At 75.8% G+C, this 19828-nt stretch carries 13 protein-coding genes; 8 read left to right on the top strand and 5 right to left on the bottom strand.

Going from position 1 to position 19828, the window contains the following annotated elements; translation table 11 throughout:
• Positions 1-363 precede the first annotated feature (363 nt).
• The 4 genes from D459_RS0115950 to D459_RS0115935 all read left to right on the top strand — a co-directional run bounded on the left by D459_RS0115950 (position 364) and on the right by D459_RS0115935 (position 7599).
• Positions 364-1773 (top strand): adenosylmethionine--8-amino-7-oxononanoate transaminase, encoded by a 1410-nt coding sequence (locus D459_RS0115950; protein ID WP_017594013.1) that lies wholly within the window; start codon positions 364-366, stop codon positions 1771-1773.
• Positions 1770-2447, top strand: a complete 678-nt coding sequence (gene bioD / locus D459_RS0115945; protein ID WP_017594012.1) for a dethiobiotin synthase — start codon at positions 1770-1772, stop codon at positions 2445-2447. The genes D459_RS0115950 and bioD overlap by 4 nt, the downstream gene beginning before the upstream one ends.
• Positions 2448-4259: 1812 nt before the next feature.
• Positions 4260-6233 (top strand): acetoacetate--CoA ligase, encoded by a 1974-nt coding sequence (locus tag D459_RS0115940; protein WP_017594011.1) that lies wholly within the window; start codon positions 4260-4262, stop codon positions 6231-6233.
• Positions 6234-6435: 202 nt separating this feature from the next.
• Positions 6436-7599, top strand: coding sequence for a heparan-alpha-glucosaminide N-acetyltransferase domain-containing protein (locus D459_RS0115935; RefSeq protein WP_017594010.1), 1164 nt, complete (start codon positions 6436-6438; stop codon positions 7597-7599).
• Positions 7600-8146: 547 nt separating this feature from the next.
• Here the strand turns inward: D459_RS0115935 and D459_RS0115930 are convergent.
• A complete protein-coding gene (locus D459_RS0115930) occupies positions 8147-8917 on the bottom strand; it encodes an enoyl-CoA hydratase-related protein (protein ID WP_017594009.1) in 771 nt (256 codons plus the stop codon).
• Between the two features lie 216 nt (positions 8918-9133).
• Here D459_RS0115930 and D459_RS0115925 point away from each other — a divergent pair, with 216 nt between their 5' ends.
• Together D459_RS0115925 and D459_RS0115920 are read left to right on the top strand one after the other, a co-directional pair.
• Entirely contained in the window at positions 9134-9886 is a 753-nt protein-coding gene (locus D459_RS0115925; RefSeq protein ID WP_051065446.1) for an ABC transporter ATP-binding protein, read from the top strand.
• A 4-nt stretch (positions 9887-9890) separates the two neighbouring features.
• Positions 9891-12380 carry an ABC transporter permease gene (locus D459_RS0115920; RefSeq protein WP_017594007.1) on the top strand — a complete coding sequence of 830 codons (2490 nt, stop codon included), beginning with the start codon at positions 9891-9893 and terminating at the stop codon, positions 12378-12380.
• A 286-nt stretch (positions 12381-12666) separates the two neighbouring features.
• Here the strand turns inward: D459_RS0115920 and D459_RS0115915 are convergent, their stop codons facing one another.
• Positions 12667-13365, bottom strand: a complete 699-nt coding sequence (locus tag D459_RS0115915; RefSeq protein WP_017594006.1) for a TetR/AcrR family transcriptional regulator — start codon at positions 13363-13365, stop codon at positions 12667-12669.
• A gap of 236 nt (positions 13366-13601) precedes the next feature.
• On the opposite strand from D459_RS0115915, the gene D459_RS0115910 reads away from it, so the two are divergent.
• Positions 13602-15203, top strand: coding sequence for an MFS transporter (locus tag D459_RS0115910; protein ID WP_020380202.1), 1602 nt, complete (start codon positions 13602-13604; stop codon positions 15201-15203).
• A gap of 354 nt (positions 15204-15557) precedes the next feature.
• Here the strand turns inward: D459_RS0115910 and D459_RS0115905 are convergent, their stop codons facing one another.
• The 3 genes from D459_RS0115905 to D459_RS0115890 all read right to left on the bottom strand — a co-directional run bounded on the left by D459_RS0115905 (position 15558) and on the right by D459_RS0115890 (position 18415).
• On the bottom strand, positions 15558-16028 hold the full coding sequence (locus tag D459_RS0115905; protein ID WP_017594004.1) for a PTS sugar transporter subunit IIA: 471 nt from the start codon (positions 16026-16028) through the stop codon (positions 15558-15560).
• 211 nt (positions 16029-16239) lie between these two features.
• Positions 16240-16923, bottom strand: a complete 684-nt coding sequence (locus D459_RS0115895) for a hypothetical protein (RefSeq protein ID WP_017594003.1) — start codon at positions 16921-16923, stop codon at positions 16240-16242.
• A 100-nt stretch (positions 16924-17023) separates the two neighbouring features.
• The gene (locus tag D459_RS0115890) at positions 17024-18415 is read right to left on the bottom strand and encodes an APC family permease (protein WP_017594002.1); all 1392 of its coding nucleotides are present in this window, start codon (positions 18413-18415) and stop codon (positions 17024-17026) included.
• A gap of 373 nt (positions 18416-18788) precedes the next feature.
• Between D459_RS0115890 and deoC the strand changes: the two genes are divergently transcribed.
• Positions 18789-19730: a deoxyribose-phosphate aldolase gene (deoC, locus tag D459_RS0115885; RefSeq protein ID WP_017594001.1), complete on the top strand. Its 942-nt coding sequence runs from the start codon at positions 18789-18791 to the stop codon at positions 19728-19730.
• Positions 19731-19828: the final 98 nt, after the last annotated feature.

Raw genomic sequence — 19828 nt, 5'->3', positions numbered from 1 at the left:
CCCCGGCGCCGCGGGGCGCCGGGGCGGGGACGCGCTCCGCGCACCCGCCCGCTCGGGCGGGCGTCCGGTTCCGGACGGGCGGTGCGGCCCCGGGGCCCCTCCTCACCGGCGCCCGGGCCCGCACCGCTCCCCCCGTTCGCCGAGGTCGGCGGTGCGCCCGGACGACCTTCACACGGGCGCGGACGGGACGGCATGCGGGGAACCGACAAAGAAGCCCGGGCGAAGTCTGTGTACCGGGGCATCCCACCGCGAGCGAGAGTTGGGAAGGATGTGCCGGTATGGCATGAGCGCCGAGCGGACGAACGGAGGCCGGCAGTGATGAGGACGCCCAGAGGGCCGAGAGGGGCGGAGGGGCGCAGGAGCATGCGGGTCCCCGCCCGCGCCGCCGTCAGGGCGCGCACCGCCGCCGCGCCCCCTGCCGCGCCCGGTGCGCGGACGCCCGGAGCGGCCCCGGACGCCGACTGGATCCGCCGCGCCGACCGCGACCACCTGTGGCACCCCTACGCCTCGATCCGGACCGGGCCCGCCGACGGCGCCGACGCGCCCTACGTCGTCACCGGGGCGTCCGGCACCCGGCTCCGGCTGACCGGGCCGGACGGCGCCGAGCACGACGTCGTGGACGCGATGTCCTCCTGGTGGTCGGCGGTGCACGGGTACCGCCACCCGGTGCTCGACGCGGCCCTGCGCGACCAGCTCGACCGGTTCGGCCACGTCATGTTCGGCGGGCTGACCCACGGGCCCGCGGCGCGGCTGGCCGCGCTGCTCGCCGAGATCGCCCCCGACCCGCTGCGCCACGTCTTCCTCGCCGACTCCGGCTCGGTCTCGGTGGAGGTGGCGCTCAAGATGTGCCTGCAGTACCAGCGCTCCCTGGGCCGCCCGGAGCGGCGCCGGGTGCTGACCTGGCGCGGCGGCTACCACGGCGACACCTTCCACGCGATGTCGGTGTGCGACCCGGACGGCGGCATGCACGCGCTCTGGGGCGACGTGCTGCCCCGGCAGGTGTTCGCCGACGCCCCGCCCGAGGGGTTCGGCGCCGACCCCGACCCCCGCTACCTCGCCCACCTGGAGGAGCTGGTCGCCCGGCACGCCGGGGAGCTGGCCGCGGTCATCGTGGAGCCGGTGGTGCAGGGCGCCGGGGGGATGCGCTTCCACAGCCCCGCCTACCTGCGGGCGCTGCGGGAGATCACCCGGGAGCACGGCGTGCTGCTGGTGTTCGACGAGATCGCCACCGGCTTCGGCCGCACCGGCGAGCTGTTCGCGGCCGGCCACGCCGGCGTCACCCCGGACGTGATGTGCCTGGGCAAGGCGCTCACCGGCGGCTACCTGACGCTCGCCGCGGCGCTGTGCACCCCGGAGGTGGCCGAGGGCATCGCCGGCGGGGAGGTCCCGGTGCTCGCGCACGGCCCCACCTTCATGGGCAACCCGCTGGCGTGCGCGGTCGCCGAGGCCTCGGTCCGGCTGCTGCTCGACACCGACTGGCGCGGGGCCGTCGCCGGCGTCGAGCGGGGCCTGTCCGACGGGCTCGCCCCGGCGCGCGACCTGCCCGGCGTCCGGGACGTGCGGGTGCTGGGCGCGATCGGGGTGATCGAACTGGACCGGCCGGTGGACGTGCCGGCCGCGACCCGGGCGGGGCTGGCCGCAGGCTGCTGGCTGCGGCCGTTCCGGAACAACGTCTACGCGATGCCGCCGTACGTGTGCGGCGGCGCGGACATCGAGCGGATCAGCGGCGGCATGATCGCCGCCGCGCGGGCGTCTGTGGAGGCGACGGGGTGACGGTGCTGGTGGTGGCGGGAACCGGGACGGGCGTCGGCAAGACGGCGTGCACCGCGGCCTACGCGGCGACCGCCGCGGCGGCGGGGGAGCGGGTGGCGGCCCTCAAGCCGGCCCAGACCGGGGTGCGCCCGGGCGAGCCCGGCGACGCGGACGAGGTGGCCCGCCTGGTCCCGGAGGCCACGGTGCGCGAACTCGCCCGGTACCCCGAACCGCTCGCCCCGGCCACCGCGGCGCGCCGCTCCTGCCTGCCCCCGGTCACCGCCCGGCAGGCCGCCGGGGCCGCCGCCGACCTGGCCGCCGAGCACGACCTGGTACTGGTCGAGGGCGCGGGCGGGCTGCTGGTCCGGCTCAACGACCGCGGTGAGACCATCGCCGACGTCGCCGCGGAGCTCTCCGCCCAGGTGCTGCTGGTGGTCCGCCCCGGCCTGGGCACCCTGAACGAGACCGCCCTGACCGCCGAGGCCCTGGTCGCCCGCGGCCTGGCCTGTGCGGGCCTGGTCATCGGCCGCTGGCCCGCCTTCCCCGGCCTCGCCGAGCGCTGCAACCTCGACGACCTTCCCGCCGAGGGCCGCGCCCCTCTCCTCGGAGCCCTCCCCGAGGGCATCACGTCCCTGCCCCCGGAGGCCTTCGCCACGGCGGCGGTCGAGGCCCTGGGCATCCCGGAACACCGCTGACCGCCTCCCGGCGCCCAAGGGGCCCCTGAGTGAGAAAGGACGGGGGAGAGCCCCGGGCGAGCAGTGAGTCCCGCGGACGCGGGGACGGACCGGCGGGGTGTGTAGTTGTACGCCTCGGTCATTGATGGGAGAAGCCCCTCCTCCGAGCGTTCCCTGGCGCCGTCCCCTTCTTCTGTCCAGCTGTTCCACCCGGGCGCGGCGCCTCGCGGGGCGGGGATTCAAGCGGGCGGCGAAGGCGGGAGGGGGCCGGCCGGTCGGTCGGGCGCGGCGCCTCACGGGGTGAGGGTTCAAGCGGGCGGCGACGGCGGCGGTAGGGGCGGGGCGAAGGCGGTCGCCCGGGCGCGGCGCCTCGCGGGGCGGGGGTTCAAGCGGGCGGCGAAGGCGGGAGGGGGACCGGCCGGTCGGTCCGGCGCGGCGCCCCGCGGAGCGAGGGTTCAAGCGGGCGGCGACGGCGGCGGTAGGGGCGGGGCGAAGGCGGCCGCCCGAGCGCGGTGCCTCACGGAGCGAGGGTTCAAACCGGCAGCGACGGCGGCAGTAGGGGGACCGGCTGGTCGGTCGGGTGCGGCGCCCCGCAGAGCGAAGGTCGAGACGGGCAGCGAGGGTGGGAGTCGGGCGGGGCGGCGCCGGTGAAGGGGGCGGGCCGCTCGCCCGGGCCCACCAGGGGGCCTTATCCCTGTATGCCTGGTTTGCGGCGGGGATCGGGCGGGAGCGGGGGCGCCCTGCGCACCTCGGCGGCACCCCGATTACATCTACCAGCGAGTAGTAAGCCCCCAGGCCCCCACCGCCCCCTCACCGATCACCCAGAGTGGCCGAGGCGGGCCCTCCCTGCAGAGCAAAAGCGACATCTCGCCCCCACCCCCGCTCTTCCCGGGTTCCGGCCCCCTGCATCCCGGTCTTCCGGGCGCCTCGAACCCCTCACCACCAGGTCGATCAAGGCGATTCGGGCCTCCCGGGGGCCAATCCGGGCCGGGATGCGCGCCCGGGAATCACCGGGGTGCTCTCGCGGTGCGCAGGGCACCCCTCTCCGCCATCACCCTGCGTATTCATCCAGGTCGGGGAGGTGTAGCGGTTTCAGAGGCGGCCGGCCACGCCGCCCGGGCGACGCGGGAACGGCCAGCCCGCCGCCCGGACCGCCCTGCTGCACCCGACCGACCAGCCGGTGCCCCCTGCCCGCTTTCGCCGCCCGCTTGAACCCCGCCCCGTGGGGCGCCGCGCCCGGGCGAGGCGCCTGACCCCGCCCTTACCTGCGCCGTCGCCGCCCGTCTTGACCTGCACTCCGCGAGGTGCCGCACCGGACCGACCGGCCGGTGCCCACCGCCGCCCTCGCCGCCCGCCTTAACCCCCGCCCCGTGGGGCGCCGCGCTCGGGCGACCACCCCCGCCCCGCCCCTACCTGCGCCGTCGCCGCCCGTCTTGACCTGCACTCCGCGAGACGCCGCACCGGACCGACCGGCCGGTCCCCACCGCCGCCCTCGCCGCCTGCTTGAACCCCCGCCCTGTGGGGCGCCGCGCCCGGCTGAGGCGCCCGACCCTGCCCCTACCGCTGCCGTCGCCGCTGGCCTGAACCCCGGCCCCGTGGGGCGCCACGCCGGACCGGCCGACCGGTCCCCCGGCCTCTGGTGTGCGGTGCTGCACGCGGATCCGGTGGGTGAGCCCCGCAGGTGAGGGGACGGCTCCTGGGAGTCCTTCCGTCGCGCCTCGATGCCCCCGGTGATGCAGGGCACAGTGCCGGTGTTGTTAGATGGCCTCGATCACGGCGGCCGGCGGGCGTCCGCGGGGCCGTCTGCAGTGCGGTACGGAGGAGGCGCGGACGATGACGCAGGCACGGCCCCCGGTGCTCTGGACTCCGAGTGAGGAGCGGAAGGAGCGCGCCGAGATCACCGCGTTCGCGCGGTGGGTGCGGGAGAACCGGGGCGTGGACGCGCCGGAGGGGGACTACGAGGCGCTGTGGCGCTGGTCCACCACCGACCTGGACGGGTTCTGGTCCGCGATCTGGGACTACTACGGGGTGCGGTCGGACACGCCGCGCGGGCCGGTGCTGGCGGAGCGGGCGATGCCGGGCGCGGTGTGGTTCCCCGAGGCCCGGGTGAACTACGCGCGGCACCTCTTCGAGGGGCGCGACGACGACGCCGTGGCCGTCCGGCACGCCTCCGAGCTGCGGGTGCCGGGCGAGTGGACCTGGGGCGAGCTGCGCCGCCGCACCGCGGCGATCGCCGCCGGGCTGCGCCGGCTGGGCGTCGGCAAGGGCGACCGGGTCGTCGCCTACCTGCCCAACATCGCCGAGGCGGTCGCCGCGTTCTACGCCTGCGCCTCCATCGGCGCGGTCTGGTCGTCCTGCTCGCCCGACTTCGGGGTGCGCAGCGTCGTCGACCGGTTCGCGCAGATCGAGCCGAAGGTGCTGCTGGCCGTGGACGGCTACCGGTACGGCGGCAAGGACTTCGACCGCACCGGTGTCCTGGCGGAGCTGCGCGCGCAGCTGTCCACCCTGGAGCACACCGTGGTGCTGGACTACCTGGGCGGCGGCGCCGAGGTGGAGGGCGCGCTGGGCTGGGCGGAGCTGGAGCGGAGCGGCGAGGGCGCCGAGCTGGAGTTCGAGCCGGTGCCGTTCGACCACCCGCTGTGGGTGCTCTACTCCTCCGGCACCACCGGGCTGCCCAAGGCCATCGTGCAGGGGCACGGCGGGATCCTGCTGGAGCAGCTGAAGAACCTCAACCTGCACCTGGACGCCCAGGAGGACGACCGGGTCTTCTGGTTCACCACCACCGGCTGGATGATGTGGAACTTCCTGGTGAGCGTGCTGCTCACCAAGGCCTCCATCGTGCTGTACGACGGCAGCCCCGGGCATCCCGACATGGGCGCGCTGTGGGACCTGGCCGAGCGCACCGGGGTGACCGTCTTCGGCACCAGCGCGAGCTACCTCTCCACCTGCATGAAGCAGGACGTGCACCCCCGGCGGGGGCGGGACCTGTCCGCGCTGCACGCGATCGGCTCCACCGGGTCGCCGCTCAGCCCGGAGGGGTTCGACTGGTGCTACCGGGAGTTCGGCGACGACCTGTGGCTCTTCTCCACCAGCGGCGGCACCGACGTGTGCAGCTGCCTGGTCGGCGGGGTGCCGACGCTGCCGGTCTACGAGGGCGAGATCCAGGCGCGCTCCCTCGGCATGGCGGTGGCCTCCTGGGACCCCGACGGCAAGGAGCTGGTCGGCCGGGTCGGCGAGCTGGTGCTGACCGAGCCCGCGCCGTCCATGCCGCTGTACTTCTGGGGCGACGAGAGCGGCGAGCGGCTCCGGGACAGCTACTTCTCCATGTACCCGGGGGTGTGGCGGCACGGCGACTGGATCGAGATCACCGAGCGCGGCACCGCGGTCATCTACGGCCGCTCCGACTCCACCATCAACCGGGGCGGCATCCGGATGGGCACCAGCGAGATCTACCGCGCGGTGCTCTCCCTCGACGATGTGGTGGACGCCCTGGTCGTCGACGTCCCGCAGCCGGACGGCGGCTCCCGGATCGAGCTGTTCACCGTGCTGCGCGAGGGCGCCGAGCTGGACGACGCACTGGTCAAGGCGATCGCCCGCCGCATCCGCGAGGACTGCTCGCCGCGGCACGTCCCGGACGCGGTCCGCGCCATCTCCGAGGTGCCGCGCACGCTCTCCGGCAAGGTGCTGGAGGTCCCGGTCAAGCGCATCCTGATGGGCGAGCCGGCCGAGCGGGTGGCCAGCCGCGACTCGCTGGCCAACCCGGCGGCGCTGGACTACTTCTCCGCCCTGGCCGGCGAGGACGGCTGACCCCTGCGGTCCCGCCCCGCTCCCGCCGGCCGCCCGGCCGAGGGGAGCGGGGCGAAGAGAGCGGGGCGAAGAGGGGCGAAAGCGGATCAGCCCGGCAACCGTCTACTCTGGCGGCGTGACCCCTCAGCAACCGCAGCCGCAGGACCGCGGCCCCCTCGGTCCGGCCGCCGGGGACGCGCCGCGCCCCCGGCGGATCGAAGGGGTGGACGCGGCCCGCGCGCTCGCCGTGTTCGGCATGCTCACCGTCCACCTGGGCGTCGGCTCGCTGGGCCTGGCCGGCCTGGCCGGGGAGGGTGCCGCCGAGGCGTTCCACGGGCTCACCCGCGGCCGCTCCTCCGCCCTCTTCGCGTTCCTGGCCGGGCTCTCCCTGGCGCTGATGACCGGGCGCACGGTGCCGCTGCGCGGACGGGAGCTGCGCCGCCCGATCGCGCGGATCCTGGTCCGGGCGCTGGCGCTGGCGCTGCTCGGCGGGTTCCTCGACCTGCTCGGCGCGCCGGTGGCGGTCATCCTCACCTACTACGCCGGGTTCTTCCTGCTGGCGCTGCCGATGCTGCCGCTGGGCGCGCCGGCGCTGGCCGCGATCGCCGCCGCGGTCGCGCTGGCCGGCCCGCAGCTGTCCTACCTGATCCGCTCGGCCATGGGCGGCGACGGGGTCCGGGAGGACTCCATCAACGGCGTCGCCGACCTGCTGCTCACCGGCTACTACCCGGCCGCCACCTTCATGGCGTTCGTCGCCGCCGGGATGGCGGTCGGCCGGCTCGACCTGCACTCGGCGCGGGTGCGGCTGGGCCTGGCCGGAACCGGCGCGGGCCTGGCCGCCCTGGGCTACGGCGGGTCCCGGGTGCTGCTCCACCCGCTGGGCGGGCTGGACCGGATCGCGGCCGACCTGGCCGGGGGCTCCGACCCGGCCTTCACCGCGACCATGCGCGCCTGGGTCGAGGAGCAGCTGGGGCAGATGCACGGTCAGGTGCCGGTGGACTCCCCGTCCTGGCTGCTGATCGCCTCCCCGCACAGCGGCACCACCTTCGAGGCGGTCGGCGCCGTCGGGTCGTCGCTGCTGGTCCTGGCGGCCTGCCTGGTCGCCGCGGACCGCGCCGGGGCGCTGCTGTACCCCCTGGCCGCGGCCGGGTCGATGGCGCTCACCGTCTACGCCGGGCACATCCTGGTGATGGCGTCCGAGGGCATGTCGCACCTGGACACCGCCCCGTTCCGGTGGGAGGCGTTCGTCGGCACCGCCCTGGTGCTGTGCACCCTGTGGCGGCTGCTGCTCGGCCGCGGCCCGCTGGAGCGGGGGCTGGGCAGGCTGGCCGACGCGGGCGCCTCCTTGGTGCCGGACCAGGACCCGCCCGCCGCCCGGCGCCGCTGACCCGGGTTCCCCCGCCGGCCCCGCCCCTGCCCGCCGGGCCGTTCCCGCCCGGGGAGCCGGCCGGTCCCGCTGCGGCGGGCGGCGGGGGTGGGACCTGCCTCTCGCTTCCGGGCCCGTTCTTGACGCGGGGGAGGGGCCCCGCAACGATGGCCCGATGAGTGTCTCCTTCCTCCTACCGGTGCTCCTCCTCTTGTTCCTGCTGATCGTGGTGGGCGCCGTGGTGGGCTTGATCGTCTTCGCGTCGAAGCGGCGGAAGGCGCCGCCCGCGCAGAACCAGTGGCAGGGCCCGCCCGGGCCTCCTCCGGGCCCGCCCGGGCCTCCTCCGGGCCCGCCCGGGCCTCCTCCGGGCCCGCCCGGGCCCGTCCCGGGGCCGCCGCCCGGGCCGCAGGGGCCGTACGGGCCGCAGGGAGGGCCGCCTCCGCAGCGGTGACCCGGTGGCCGGACGGCCGCCTACCCGGGGGCGGGGACGGCGGTGGAGACCGCCGTCCCCGCCCCCGGCCGCCGTCCGGGGCGGGTGCGGCCGCCCCGCCCCGCGGACCGGCCCGGGTCACTCCGGCCACTTGGGCGGGCGCTTCTCCAGGAAGGCGGCGATGCCCTCGCGCGCCTCGGGGGTCTGGCTGGTGGCGGCCATGACCTCCACCGCGTAGGTGTAGGCGTCCGCCTCGGGGCGGTCGAACTGGGCGTAGAGGGCCTGCTTGCCGAGCGCCTTGCTGCGCGGCGCGCCCCGGGTGGCGCGGTCCAGCAGGTCGCGGGTGGCCGAGGCGAGGTCGGCCTCGGGGACGGCCCGGTTGACCAGCCCCCACTCGGCGGCGGTGCAGGCGTCGACGACGTCACCGGTCAGCGCCATCTCCATGGCGCGCTTGCGGCCGACGGCGCGGGAGATCGCCACCATCGGCGTGTGGCAGAACCAGCCGCCCTTGCCGCCGGGCGCGGCGAAGCCGGCGTCGTACCCGGCCACCGCCAGGTCGCAGGAGGCGACGAGCTGGCAGCCGGCCGCGGTGGCCAGCCCGTGCACCTGGGCGATCACCACCTGCGGGACGGACTGGACGGTGCGCATCAGCCGGGTGCAGGTGAGCAGCAGGTCGCGGGCGGAGTCCAGGTCCGCCCCGGCGACGTCGGCGAAGTCGTGGCCGGCGCAGAACACCGGCCCGGCCCCGGCCAGCACGACGCCGGTGGCGTCGGTCCCGGCGACCTCCTCGAAGGCGGCGATCAGGTCGAGCATGTGCGCCTTGGACAGGGCGTTGCGGCGGTCCGGGAGGTTCATGGTCACGGTGGCGCGGGCCCCGGAGCGCTCCACGAGGACGCGGTCGTTGCTCATGGCCCCGACGCTACGCCGCGGGGGCCCGCCCGTCACGCCTCCCGTTTCCCTTTCGGGGCGCCGCCGCGGCCGCGCGCCACCGTTCTGCGTATTTCGGCGGATGGAACCGCAGGTCCCGGCTTCGCCCGGGCGGGGAATGGGCCCGGCTGAAAGGCGGGGGAAGGGGTCGGCCGTTCGGCCGATTTCCCGGAAAGAGCGCATTCCTAGGCTCGCGCCATGAGAAACCCTGCGGAAACGACCGGAACACCCCCCGCCGTCGAAGTGGCGGGGCTGGTGAAGACGTACGGGGAAGGCGACGCCGCGGTGCACGCGCTGCGCGGGGTGGACGTCGGCTTCGAGCGCGGCGCCTTCACCGCGATCATGGGCCCCTCCGGGTCCGGGAAATCGACGCTCATGCACTGCATCGCGGGACTGGACACGGCGACCCGCGGGTCGGTGCGGCTGAACGGCGACGAGATCACCGGCATGGGCGAGCGGCGCCTCACCCGCCTCCGGCGGGACCGGATCGGCTTCGTGTTCCAGGCGTTCAACCTCCTTCCGATGCTCACCGCCGAGCAGAACATCCTGCTCCCGCTGGAGATCGCCGGGCGGAAGCCGGACCGGGCCCTGCTCGACGAGGTGGTGGAGATCGTCGGGCTGCGCGACCGGCTGGACCACCGCCCCTCGGAGCTCTCCGGCGGGCAGCAGCAGCGGGTCGCGGTGGCGCGCGCCTTCGTCTCCCGCCCCGAGGCGGTCTTCGCCGACGAGCCCACCGGAAACCTGGACTCCGCCTCCGGCACCGCGGTGCTGGAGCTGCTCCGCACCTCCGTGCGCCGCTTCGGGATGACGGCGGTCATGGTCACCCACGACGCCAAGGCCGCCTCCTACGCCGACCGCGCCGTGTTCCTGCGCGACGGCAGGGTCGAGGACGACATCGACGCCCCCACGGCCGACGCGGTGCTGGCCGCGATGATGAAGCTGGAGGGCTGACACCGTGTGGCAGACGATGCTCGCCGGAATGCGCGCCTACCGCGCCCGGCTGGCGATGGCCGCGCTGGCGACGGTGATCGGGGTGGCCTTCGTGGTCGGCACGCTCATCCTCGGCGACACCCTCAAGGCCGACACCGAGCGGGCGGTCACCGCCAACACCGCCGAGGTGGACGTGGCCGTGCTCGCCCCCGGCAGGCTGCGCCCGCTGCCCCGCTCGGCCCTGGAGGAGCTCGGAGCGCTGGACGGGGCCGCCGGGGCGCAGGGGGCGGTTGAGGGCACCGCCACCCTGCTCGGCCAGGACGGGCGGCCGTTGCGCACCAGGCCCGCGGCGGTCTCGGCCACCGTGCGCACCTCGATCGCCGAGGGCCGCGCGCCGGAGGCGGACGGCGAGGCGGCGCTGGCCGAGCAGACCGCGCGCAACGCCGGCTTCGCCGTCGGCGACCGGATCGGGGTGCTGGACGCCGAGGGCCGGGAGCGGAAGGTCACCGTGACCGGCCTGGTGGACACCCAGGGCGAGGGCGACCTCGCGCTGCAGGGCGCGATCGTCCTCACCGAGCGGACCGCGCGCGAGGTCACCGGCCGGGACGGGTACGCGGGGATCTACCTGGACGCCGCCCCCGGAACCGCGCCGGAGGAGCTGCGCGACCGGGCCGCCGCCGCGCTCGGGGACGGCGGGAACGAGGTGCTCACCGGCCGCCAGTGGGCCGAGATGAAGTCCCAGGGCAGCGGCATCGACCCGGCGCTGCTCGCCACCGGCCTGCTCATGCTCTCCCTGGTCGCCCTGCTCGTCGCGGGCCTGGTCATCCAGAACACCTTCGGCATCCTGATCGCCCAGCGGATGCGGGAGCTGGCGCTGCTGCGCTGCGTCGGCGCGTCCCGGGCGCAGGTGTTCGGCCGGGTGCTCGCGGAGTCCGCGGCGGTCGGCGCGGCCGCCTCCGCACTGGGGGCGGCGCTCGGCGCGGCCGCGGGCTACGGCGCGATCCCGCTCTTCCACGCGTTCGGCAACGACATCCCCTACTCGATGGTCACGGTGGCCCCGCTCTCCCTGGTGCTCGGGTTCGGCGCCGGCCTGCTGGTCACCGTGGCGGCCGCGGTGCTGCCCGCGCACGCCGCGACCAGGGTGCCGCCGATCGCGGCGCTGAACGGCACCGCGGAGCGGGCGTCGGGGCCGATCGGGCCGGTGCGGGTGGCCGCCGGCGCCGCGACCTGCGCGCTCGGTGCGGCGGTGGCCGCGGTGGGCGTGGTGGTGGTCGGGAACGGCCCGCCGGCGCTGGCCCTGGTGGTCGGCGGCGGGATGGTGTTCTTCCTCGGCGTGGTCGCGCTGGGCCCGGCGCTGATCGGCCCGGCGGTGCGGGCGGTGGGCTTCCTGCCGGGGCGGCTGTTCGGCACGCCCGGCCGGCTCGCGGTCGGCAACGCCCGGCGCAGCCCCAGGCGGGCCTCGGCCACCGCGGTCGCGCTGGCGGTCGGGGTCACCCTGATGACCGGGGTCTCCGTGGTGATCGACAGCTTCTCCGAGTCGGTCGCGGTGGGCGTGGAGAAGGCGGTGCCGGTCGACTTCATGATCACCGCGCCGGGCGGGGGCCGGGGGGAGCAGATCCCGGCCTCGGTGGTGGACCGGCTGCGCGCCGCCGACGGGGTCACCGAGGTGGCGGGCCAGCGCGAGGCGCTGGTGGAGCTCGACGGGCGGGACGCGTCCATCGCCCACCTGGCCGTCGGCGGCCCGGTCGGGGAGGTGGAGGTCCTCGACGGGGCGCCCCTGGACGAGCTGGGCACCGACGGGCTGGCGGTCGGCGCGGACCGCGCCGAGGAGTTCGGCCTCGGGGTGGGCGACACCGTGCGGGTGCGCACCGGCACCGACGCGTTCGAGCTGGAGGTGGCCTCGATCGTGCGCGGCGAGCCGTTCCCGCCGTTCTCGATGGGCGAGCAGGGCTACGTCTCCCGCTTCGGGGACCGGGGCTACGGGGCGGTGATGGTCGACGTCTCGCCCGACCTGGCCCCGGAGGAGGCACGGGCGGTCGTCGAGGCGGCGACGGAGGAGTTCCCCACCGCCTCCATCACCGGGACCGACGACGCCCGGGCCCAGCTGGAGGGGACGCTGTCGAACTTCGTCATGATCATCACCGGCCTTCTCGGACTGGCCGTGGTGGTGTCCCTGGTGGGGATCGCCAACATGATGAGCCTGTCGGTGATCGAGCGGACCCGGGAGTCGGCGCTGCTCCGGGCGCTGGGGCTGAGCCGGCGCGGGCTGGGCCGGACGCTCACCGTCGAGGCGCTGGTGCTGGGCGCGGTGGGCGCCTGCATCGGCGTGCTGCTGGGCGTCTCCTTCGGGCTGGCGGCGATCTCGGTGATCCGGGAGGACCTGGTGATGGTGGTGCCCTACGGGCGGATCGCGCTGATCGTCGCGGCGGCGGCCGCCGCGGCGATGGCGGCGGCGCTGCTCCCGGCCCGCCGGGCGGGGCGCGCCTCCATCACGGCCTCCCTCGCCGCGGAGTGACGGCGGGGCGGTGGGGCCGGCGCCCGCCGGCCCCACCGCCCGGGCCTCGGCAGGAGGCCAGGGCCCGGACGCCGCCGGTCACCGGCCGCCCTGCCGGTCCTCGGGCGCCGGAAAACCGGTGGCGGGCGCCGCGGAGGCCGTGGCAGGATGCTCCGCCGGGGCGCGGCCGGTGCACCGGGGCCGGCCCCGAAGCGCGGTGCGCTCCCGGGCGGGAGCACGGACGGCCGGTCATCGGACGCGGCCGGTCCGGTGGCCGCCCGCGGGCCCGCGCGTCCTCGGGCGGGGCTCAGCCGCTCCCCGGCGCGGGCGCCGCTCCGGGCTCCGCCGAGGGGGCCGGGGCGGGCGGGTGCCAGGGCCCGGTGAGCATCGGGACGAGGGCCTCCAGGTGCGCCTCCATGGAGGCGAAGAGGGTGTCGGCGTCCGGGCGGACGCGGCGGCGGCAGATCGCGGTGGAGGCGGTGTGCATGGCGGCGCCGAAGGTCCCGGCGAGCAGGGCGGGGCGGGGGTCGGCCACCGGGTCGGTGCCGCAGCGCTCGGCGATCAGGGCGGTGAGCCGCTCGACGTGGCGGTCCCCGGCGGCGAGCCGGGCGGCCAGCAGGCGGGGCGATTCCGCGTAGAGCGGGATGATCCGCAGCTGGCCCACGACCAGCTCCGGGTCGAGCTCCCGGTGGGCGTCGCGCACCGCGTTGACCAGCGCGGTGTAGGGGTGCTCGGAGAGCGGCCGGGCGCGGACCTTCTCCAGGAAGGTGCTCTCGATGTCGTTCTGGATGGACAGGACGATCTCGTCCTTGGACGCGAAGTAGCGGAACAGGGTCCGCTGCGAGACGCCGACGGCGGCGGCGATCTCCTCGGTGGTCGCGGCGTCGAAGCCGCGGGCGCAGAACAGGTCGAGCGCGGCGGAGACCAGGGCGGCGCGGGTGCGGGCCTTCTTGCGCTCGCGGAGCCCGGCGGCGGGGCGCTCCGGTGCGGAGGTGATCCCGGTCACCGCGGCCTCCGGGGCCGCGGGCCGGCGGGCCTCCTCGGGTCGTCCTCGGCCATGGTCGCCACCTCCGTGTTCGGGCCGTGCGTGCGCCGGTTCAGGGGCGCTTCCGACGAGGATACCGCCGAGGGCAAAACCTGTCAGCGATTGCCGATTGTCAGTCGCTGCCACTAATTTGGTCGGGGCGTCCGGCGGTCCGCCGGACGCCCCGACCAGCAGCGGTGATGAGAGGTGGGGGGACCATGACAGCGACCGTCGAGGCCGCGGCGCCGGAGAGAACCGGAGGAGGGCCCGGAGGCCTGCGCGGCAGCCCGTGGGCGACGCTGGTGGCGATCGCCTTCGGCGTGATGATGGTGGCGCTGGACGGCACCATCGTCGCGGTGGCCAACCCGGCGATCGGCGCCGACCTGAACGCCTCCCTGGCCCAGCTGCAGTGGGTCACCCACGGCTACCTGCTCGGCCTGGCGGTCTTCCTGATCACCGCGGGCAAGCTCGGCGACCGCTACGGCCACCGGCGGGTCTTCCTGGTCGGGGTGGTCGGCTTCACCCTCACCTCGGTGGCGATCGCGCTCTCCTCGGCCGTCGCCCCGCTGGTCGCCTTCCGGATCCTGCAGGGCGTCTTCGGCGCCACCATCGCGCCCGCCGCGATGGGCCTGCTCCGGGCGAGCTTCCCGCCGGACCGGCTGGGTCGCGCGTTCGGCGTGTTCGGCAGCCTGCTCGGCGGCGCCACCGCGGCCGGCCCGATCGTCGGCGGCATCCTGGTGTCCGCGTTCAGCTGGCACGCGGCCTTCCTGATCAACATCCCGGTCGGCCTGGCCGCGCTCGGCCTGGGGCTGTGGCTGCTCGGCCCGAACCGCTCCACCGACCCCGGCTCGCGGATGGACCCGCCCGGCATCGTCCTGCTCAGCGTCGCCATGTTCGCCCTGGTCTGGGCGCTGGTGGAGGCACCGGTGAAGGGCTGGTCGCACCCGGAGACGCTGGCCGTGCTCGGGGTGGCCGCGGTGTTCGCCGCCGCCTTCGTGCTCTGGGAGCGCCGCGCCTCCTCGCCGCTGCTGCCGCTGGGCATCTTCCGCTCCGCGCCGATCTCCATCGGCGTGGTGCTCATGGTGCTGATGGCGCTGGGCCTGATGGGCTCGCTCTTCTTCATCACCTTCTACCTGCAGGGCGTCCGCGGCCTGACCCCGCTGGAGACCGGGCTGCAGCTGCTGCCGCTGACCGCGATGATGGCGGTCTTCGCCACCCCCTCCGGCCGGCTGATCGACCGGGTGGGCACCCGGATCCCGACGGTGGCCGGCCTGGTCAGCGCGGCCGTCGCGCTGTTCATGCTGTCCCGGCTGGCCCCGGACACCGGGATCGCCTACACCTCGGTCGCCTTCGTGCTGCTGGGCGTGGGGCTGAGCATGGTGATGACCGGAGCCACCGCGGCCATCCTGACCAGCGCCCCGATGTCGCTGGCCGGGGTCGCCTCCGGCATGCAGCAGGCGGCGATGCAGCTCGGCGGGTCGCTGGGCACCGCGGTGCTGGGCGCCATCCTGTCCGCGCGGATCGTCGCCACGCTGCCCGGCCACTACACCGGCGCCGGGCTGGACGCCCCGAGCGCGGAGCAGACAGCGGCCATGCAGAGCACCGTCTCCCAGGGCGGCGCGGCGGTGCCGGACGGCGCCTCGCCGGACCTGGCGCAGGCCGTCACTCAGGCCAGCAACCTGGCCTTCCTGGACGGCATGCACACCGCGTTCGGTGTCGCGGCCGGGGTGATGGCGTTCGCCGCGGTGCTCGCGCTGTTCATGAAGCCCGCGCCCAAGGGGGACGGCGCGGGGTCGGCGGAGCCGGTCGTGCACCTGTGACACCGCTCCGCGGATGACGCGGGCGGCCGGGCGGGATCCCTCCGCCCGGCCGCCCGCCGCCGCAGAGGGGGCGGCCGGCGGTGCCGCCGCCCTTCTCCTGCGCCCCCTCCGCGGGCCTCCCACCGGTCCCGTCGGCCCGCCGCCGGGCCCCTTCTCCTCCGCCGGCGCGCCCTCGGCGGCCAGGGCGGCGGTGCGCCGGCGGGGGAGGGCCGGGGCCGCCTGCACGCGGCGGGCGCGGAGGGGCCGGCGGGAGGACGCCCCGGCGACGGCCCGGCGGATCTCCTCGGCGTCGACGAAGCCGCCGATCACCGTCACCCGGACCGGCAGGTCGCGCCCGGGGGCGGTGCGGGGCGGTCAGACCCCGCTCTCCTCGTAGTCGGAGATCATCGCGTGGATGGCGGCGGGGTCGGCGGTCTTCTTGAGCTCGCGCAGCCGGGCGGGCTCCCCGAGCATCCGGGCCAGCTGGGACAGGGCGCCGGAGTGCCCGTCGTGGTCGACCGCGGCCAGCCCGATGACCAGCTCCACCGGGTCGTTCTGCGGGTGGCCGAACTCCACCGGCGAGGCCAGGCCGGCCCAGGACATGCCGGTGCGCAGCACCGCCGAGGAGGGGCGGGCGTGCGCCAGGGCCAGGCCGGGCGCGATGACGATGTAGGGGCCGTACTCCTCGACCGCGGCGAGCATCTGGCCGATGTAGTCGGGGGTGGTGGCGCCGTCGGCGACCAGCAGCTCCCCGGACGCCCGTATCGCCGACCGCCAGTCCGGGGCCTCGATGCCGGTGACGATCGCCTCCACCGGCAGGAGCTGGGACAGCGACGTTTCGGCCATGGGCCCTCCCGGCACCGGTCACGCGTTCGGCGCGGCGCGGGCCGCCTGCGGGGCGCTCCCGGCGAAGCGGCGCGGCGCGGCGGCCCGGACGGCGGACCGCACAACAAAGGTAAATCCCGTTCGCCGGAATGCAACCGATCCCGAAGTGGGGTTTCGTGTCCTTTTTGCGGCTGCTTTGCGGGGCGGTGGCCGGCACCGCGCCGGGGCGGGGTCAGTCCCGGCGGTTCATCCGGGCCGCGGTGCGGTCCCGGTGCTCGATCCCGTCGCTGGTGGTGCGGGTGGTGGAGCGGATCAGCCGGCGGGCGTCGTCGGCGGCGGCGCGCACCGCCTCCGGGGCGGCGGCGCGGCGGCCGGGCCGCTCCTCCTCGGGCGGAAGGCCGATGTCGCCGGGCAGCCCGGCCCGGCTCACCACCCGCAGTTGCACCGACTCCTGGGAGACCGACGGGCGGATGTCGCCGGTCGGCGTCTTCCAGGCGCGCAGCCGGTGCGCCAGCCACTCGATCCCCTGGTAGCCCTCACCGAGCGGCCAGGGCACCCCGTCGGGGCGGTGGCTCAGCGCGTGCAGCAGGTCGGCGGTGGACCAGCCGGCGGAGAAGAACCGGGCGGCCTCGCCGCGCAACGCGGCGAAGTCCACGCCGCGCAGCGAGGCGTCGCGCCGGCGCACCACCTCGCAGGCGCGGTGCACGTCGCTGGGGGTGTGCAGGGGGCGGGTCAGCGGGTCGGGCTCGGAGGGCGGGGCGAGCAGCTCGTCGTCGACGGTGAGCACGACCTCGCGGTCGCGCCGGTTCTCCCAGATGCCGATCCGGTCCCGCGGCCAGCCCTGCGACTCGGCCAGCGCCCAGGCGAGCCGGCGCAGGTCCAGCCCGTCGGTGGAAGTGATCCGCAGCTCGGCCATGGCCGCCCCCTGCTCAGCGCCGTCCGGTGCCGTCTCCGTCCGGGCCGGCCGCCGCGGCCGGCCCGGACGTCCAGAGTACGGCGGATGCGGAGCGGGCGCCTCAGCCCCGGCCGGTGTCCCGGGCGGCCGGGGCGCCCTCCTCCTCTTCTTCGGCGGGCCGGTCCTCCTGCTCGGAGAAGTCCAGTACCGGCGGGCGGCGGCGGAACCCGCCGGTGATCCGGGCCAGCTGCACCGCGCCGAGCGCGATCCACACCCCGCCGACGGCGAAGGCGAGGCCGCTGAGGTTGGTCCACAGGTAGAGGGTGAAGGCCAGGCCGATGCCGGGCAGCAGCCCGTACCGGAGCAGGTCGGCCGGAGAGCGCAGCCGCTCGCGGACCAGGAAGTGCGCGATCACCGAGAGGTTCACCGCGGAGAAGGCGAACAGCGCGCCGAAGCTGATGAACGAGGCGACCGTCTCCATGTCCAGGAAGAGCGCGCCGAGCGCGACCAGGCCGGCCAGCAGGATGTTCAGGTCGGGGGTGCGGAACCGCGGGTGGAGCCGGCCGAAGACGCGCCGGGGCAGCGCGCCGTCCCTGCCCATCGCGTACAGCACCCGGGCCACGCTGGCCTGGGAGCTGAGCGCGGAGCCGCAGGCGCCGATGATCAGCGCGGTGGTGAGCAGTGCGGTGAGCAGCGGGCCGCCGAGCACGCCCATCAGGTCCAGCGAGGCGGCGTCGGGGTCGGCGAAACCGTGGCCGGGCAGGATCATGTGGCCGAACCAGGCGGCGGCGAGGAAGACCAGCCCGCCGAGCAGCGTCACCAGCATGATCGCCCGGGGGATGTCGCGGCGCGGGTCCCTGCTCTCCTCGGCCAGCGTGGTGACCGCGTCGAAGCCGAGGAAGGACTCGGTGAGGATGGCCGCCGCGGCGATCACCGGCAGCACCTCCAGGCCGGAGCCGGTGAACGGGGCGAGCGGGTGGACGTCGCCCTGCCCGAGCAGATGCCGCAGGCTGAGCGCGAAGAACAGCGCCATGAAGAGCGCCTGCGCCCCGACGATGAAGGTGTTGACGCTCGCGACCACCTTGATGCCGCGCACGTTGAGCAGGGTGATCACGGTGAGGAAGAGCGCCACCCAGGCCCAGGCGGGCACCGACGGGAACTGGGCGCTCAGGTAGATCCCGATGGTGACGTAGTTGATGAGCGGCAGGAACAGGTAGTCCAGCATCATCGTCCAGCCGACCATGAAGCCGCTGCGCGGGCCGATCGAGCGCTGGGCGTAGACGTAGGCCGAGCCGGTGGAGGTGTGCACCCGCGCCATCCGGCCGTAGGAGTAGGCGGTGAACAGCATGGCCGCCAGGGCGACCAGGACGGCGCTGGGCAGGCGGCCGCCGGAGATCGCGGTGGCGACGCCGTAGATGGTCAGGATCGTGGTCGGGACCAGGTAGGAGAGTCCGAAGAGGACCAGGTGCGGCAGTCCGAGGACGCGGTTGAGCTCGGTGCGGGATTCCGGCATGAGAGACGGGGGGTCTTCCTGGGTCGAGCGGGCAGGGGCTGGTAACACCGCCGTTTCGCGGATCGCGGAGGAGGACCCGTGCGGGCCGCGGAGGGGCCCGCACGGATCGTGGACGGAAATCCGTCGTCGAAACCGAAGTTGACAACGGAATCCTTGGTTTCTTCGGCTGAAGAATGTGAAATCTATATCACACCACCCCTGGGGCAACGGAAGGAGCGGAAGAGAGTCTTTACCTTCCCGGCCCGGGCCCCGGGGCCGCCCGGAGGCCGGGAACCCCGGCCCCGCGGCGCCGGGCGCGCGGCGCGTTAGGGTGGCCCCAGGCGAACCCCCGGGAACCCCCGGGCCGACCGACGACCAGCCGGTGAGGTGGACCGTGCAGCAGACCGCGATCGCCGAGGCGCCCGCCTCCAACCGAGCCCTCCGCGACTTCCTGCACGGGCTGCCCGGCGTCGACGAGGTGGGCGTCGCCAAGCGCGCCGCCGGGCTGGCCACCCGGTCGGTCAAGACCACCGCCAAGGCCGCCGCGATCGACCTGGCCGTCCGCATGGTCGACCTGACCACGCTGGAGGGCGCCGACACCCCCGGCAAGGTCCGGGCGCTGGCCGCCAAGGCCCGCCGCCCCGACCCCGCCGACCCGTCCGCGCCGCCGGTCGCCGCGGTCTGCGTCTACTCCGACCTGGTCGCGACCGCGGTGCAGGCGCTGCGCGGCAGCGGGGTGGCCGTCGCCTCGGTCGCCACCGCCTTCCCGGCCGGCAGGGCGCCGCTGGAGGCCAAGCTCGCCGACACCCGCCGCGCCGTCGCCGACGGCGCCGCCGAGATCGACATGGTCATCGACCGGGGCGCCTTCCTCGCCGGCGACTACCTCAAGGTCGACGAGGAGATCCGCGCGGTCAAGGAGGCCTGCGGCGCCGCCCACCTCAAGGTGATCCTGGAGACCGGCGAACTGGCCACCCTGGACAACGTCCGGCGCGCCTCCTGGCTGGCGATCCGGGCCGGCGCCGACTTCATCAAGACCTCCACCGGCAAGGTCAGCCCGGCCGCCACCCCGCAGACCGTGCTGGTCATGCTGCAGGCCGTCCGCGAGCACCGGGACCGCACCGGCGCCCTGGTCGGGGTGAAGCCGGCCGGCGGCATCCGCACCACCAAGGACGCCGTCCGCAACCTGGTCATGGTGAACGAGATCGCCGGCCCCGAGTGGCTGGACCCGGCCCTGTTCCGGATCGGCGCCTCCAGCCTCCTCAACGACCTGCTGATGCAGCGGACCCGGTTGGGCACCGGCACCTACCCGGGGCCGGACTACTTCACCATCGACTGACCGGCGCCCGGCGCCGCCGGGGGACGAGAGGAGAGGACCGCAGTGGACGGACGGCCGCCCGCAGGGGGCGCGGACGCCGGTGCGCCGCGCACCGGATC

Origin of the sequence: Nocardiopsis potens DSM 45234, from assembly GCF_000341105.1 — a bacterium.
GTDB classification, from domain to species: domain Bacteria; phylum Actinomycetota; class Actinomycetes; order Streptosporangiales; family Streptosporangiaceae; genus Nocardiopsis_A; species Nocardiopsis_A potens.
The sequence above is the reverse complement of the archived record's forward strand: the minus strand, read 5'-3'. Positions and strand labels throughout refer to the sequence as shown.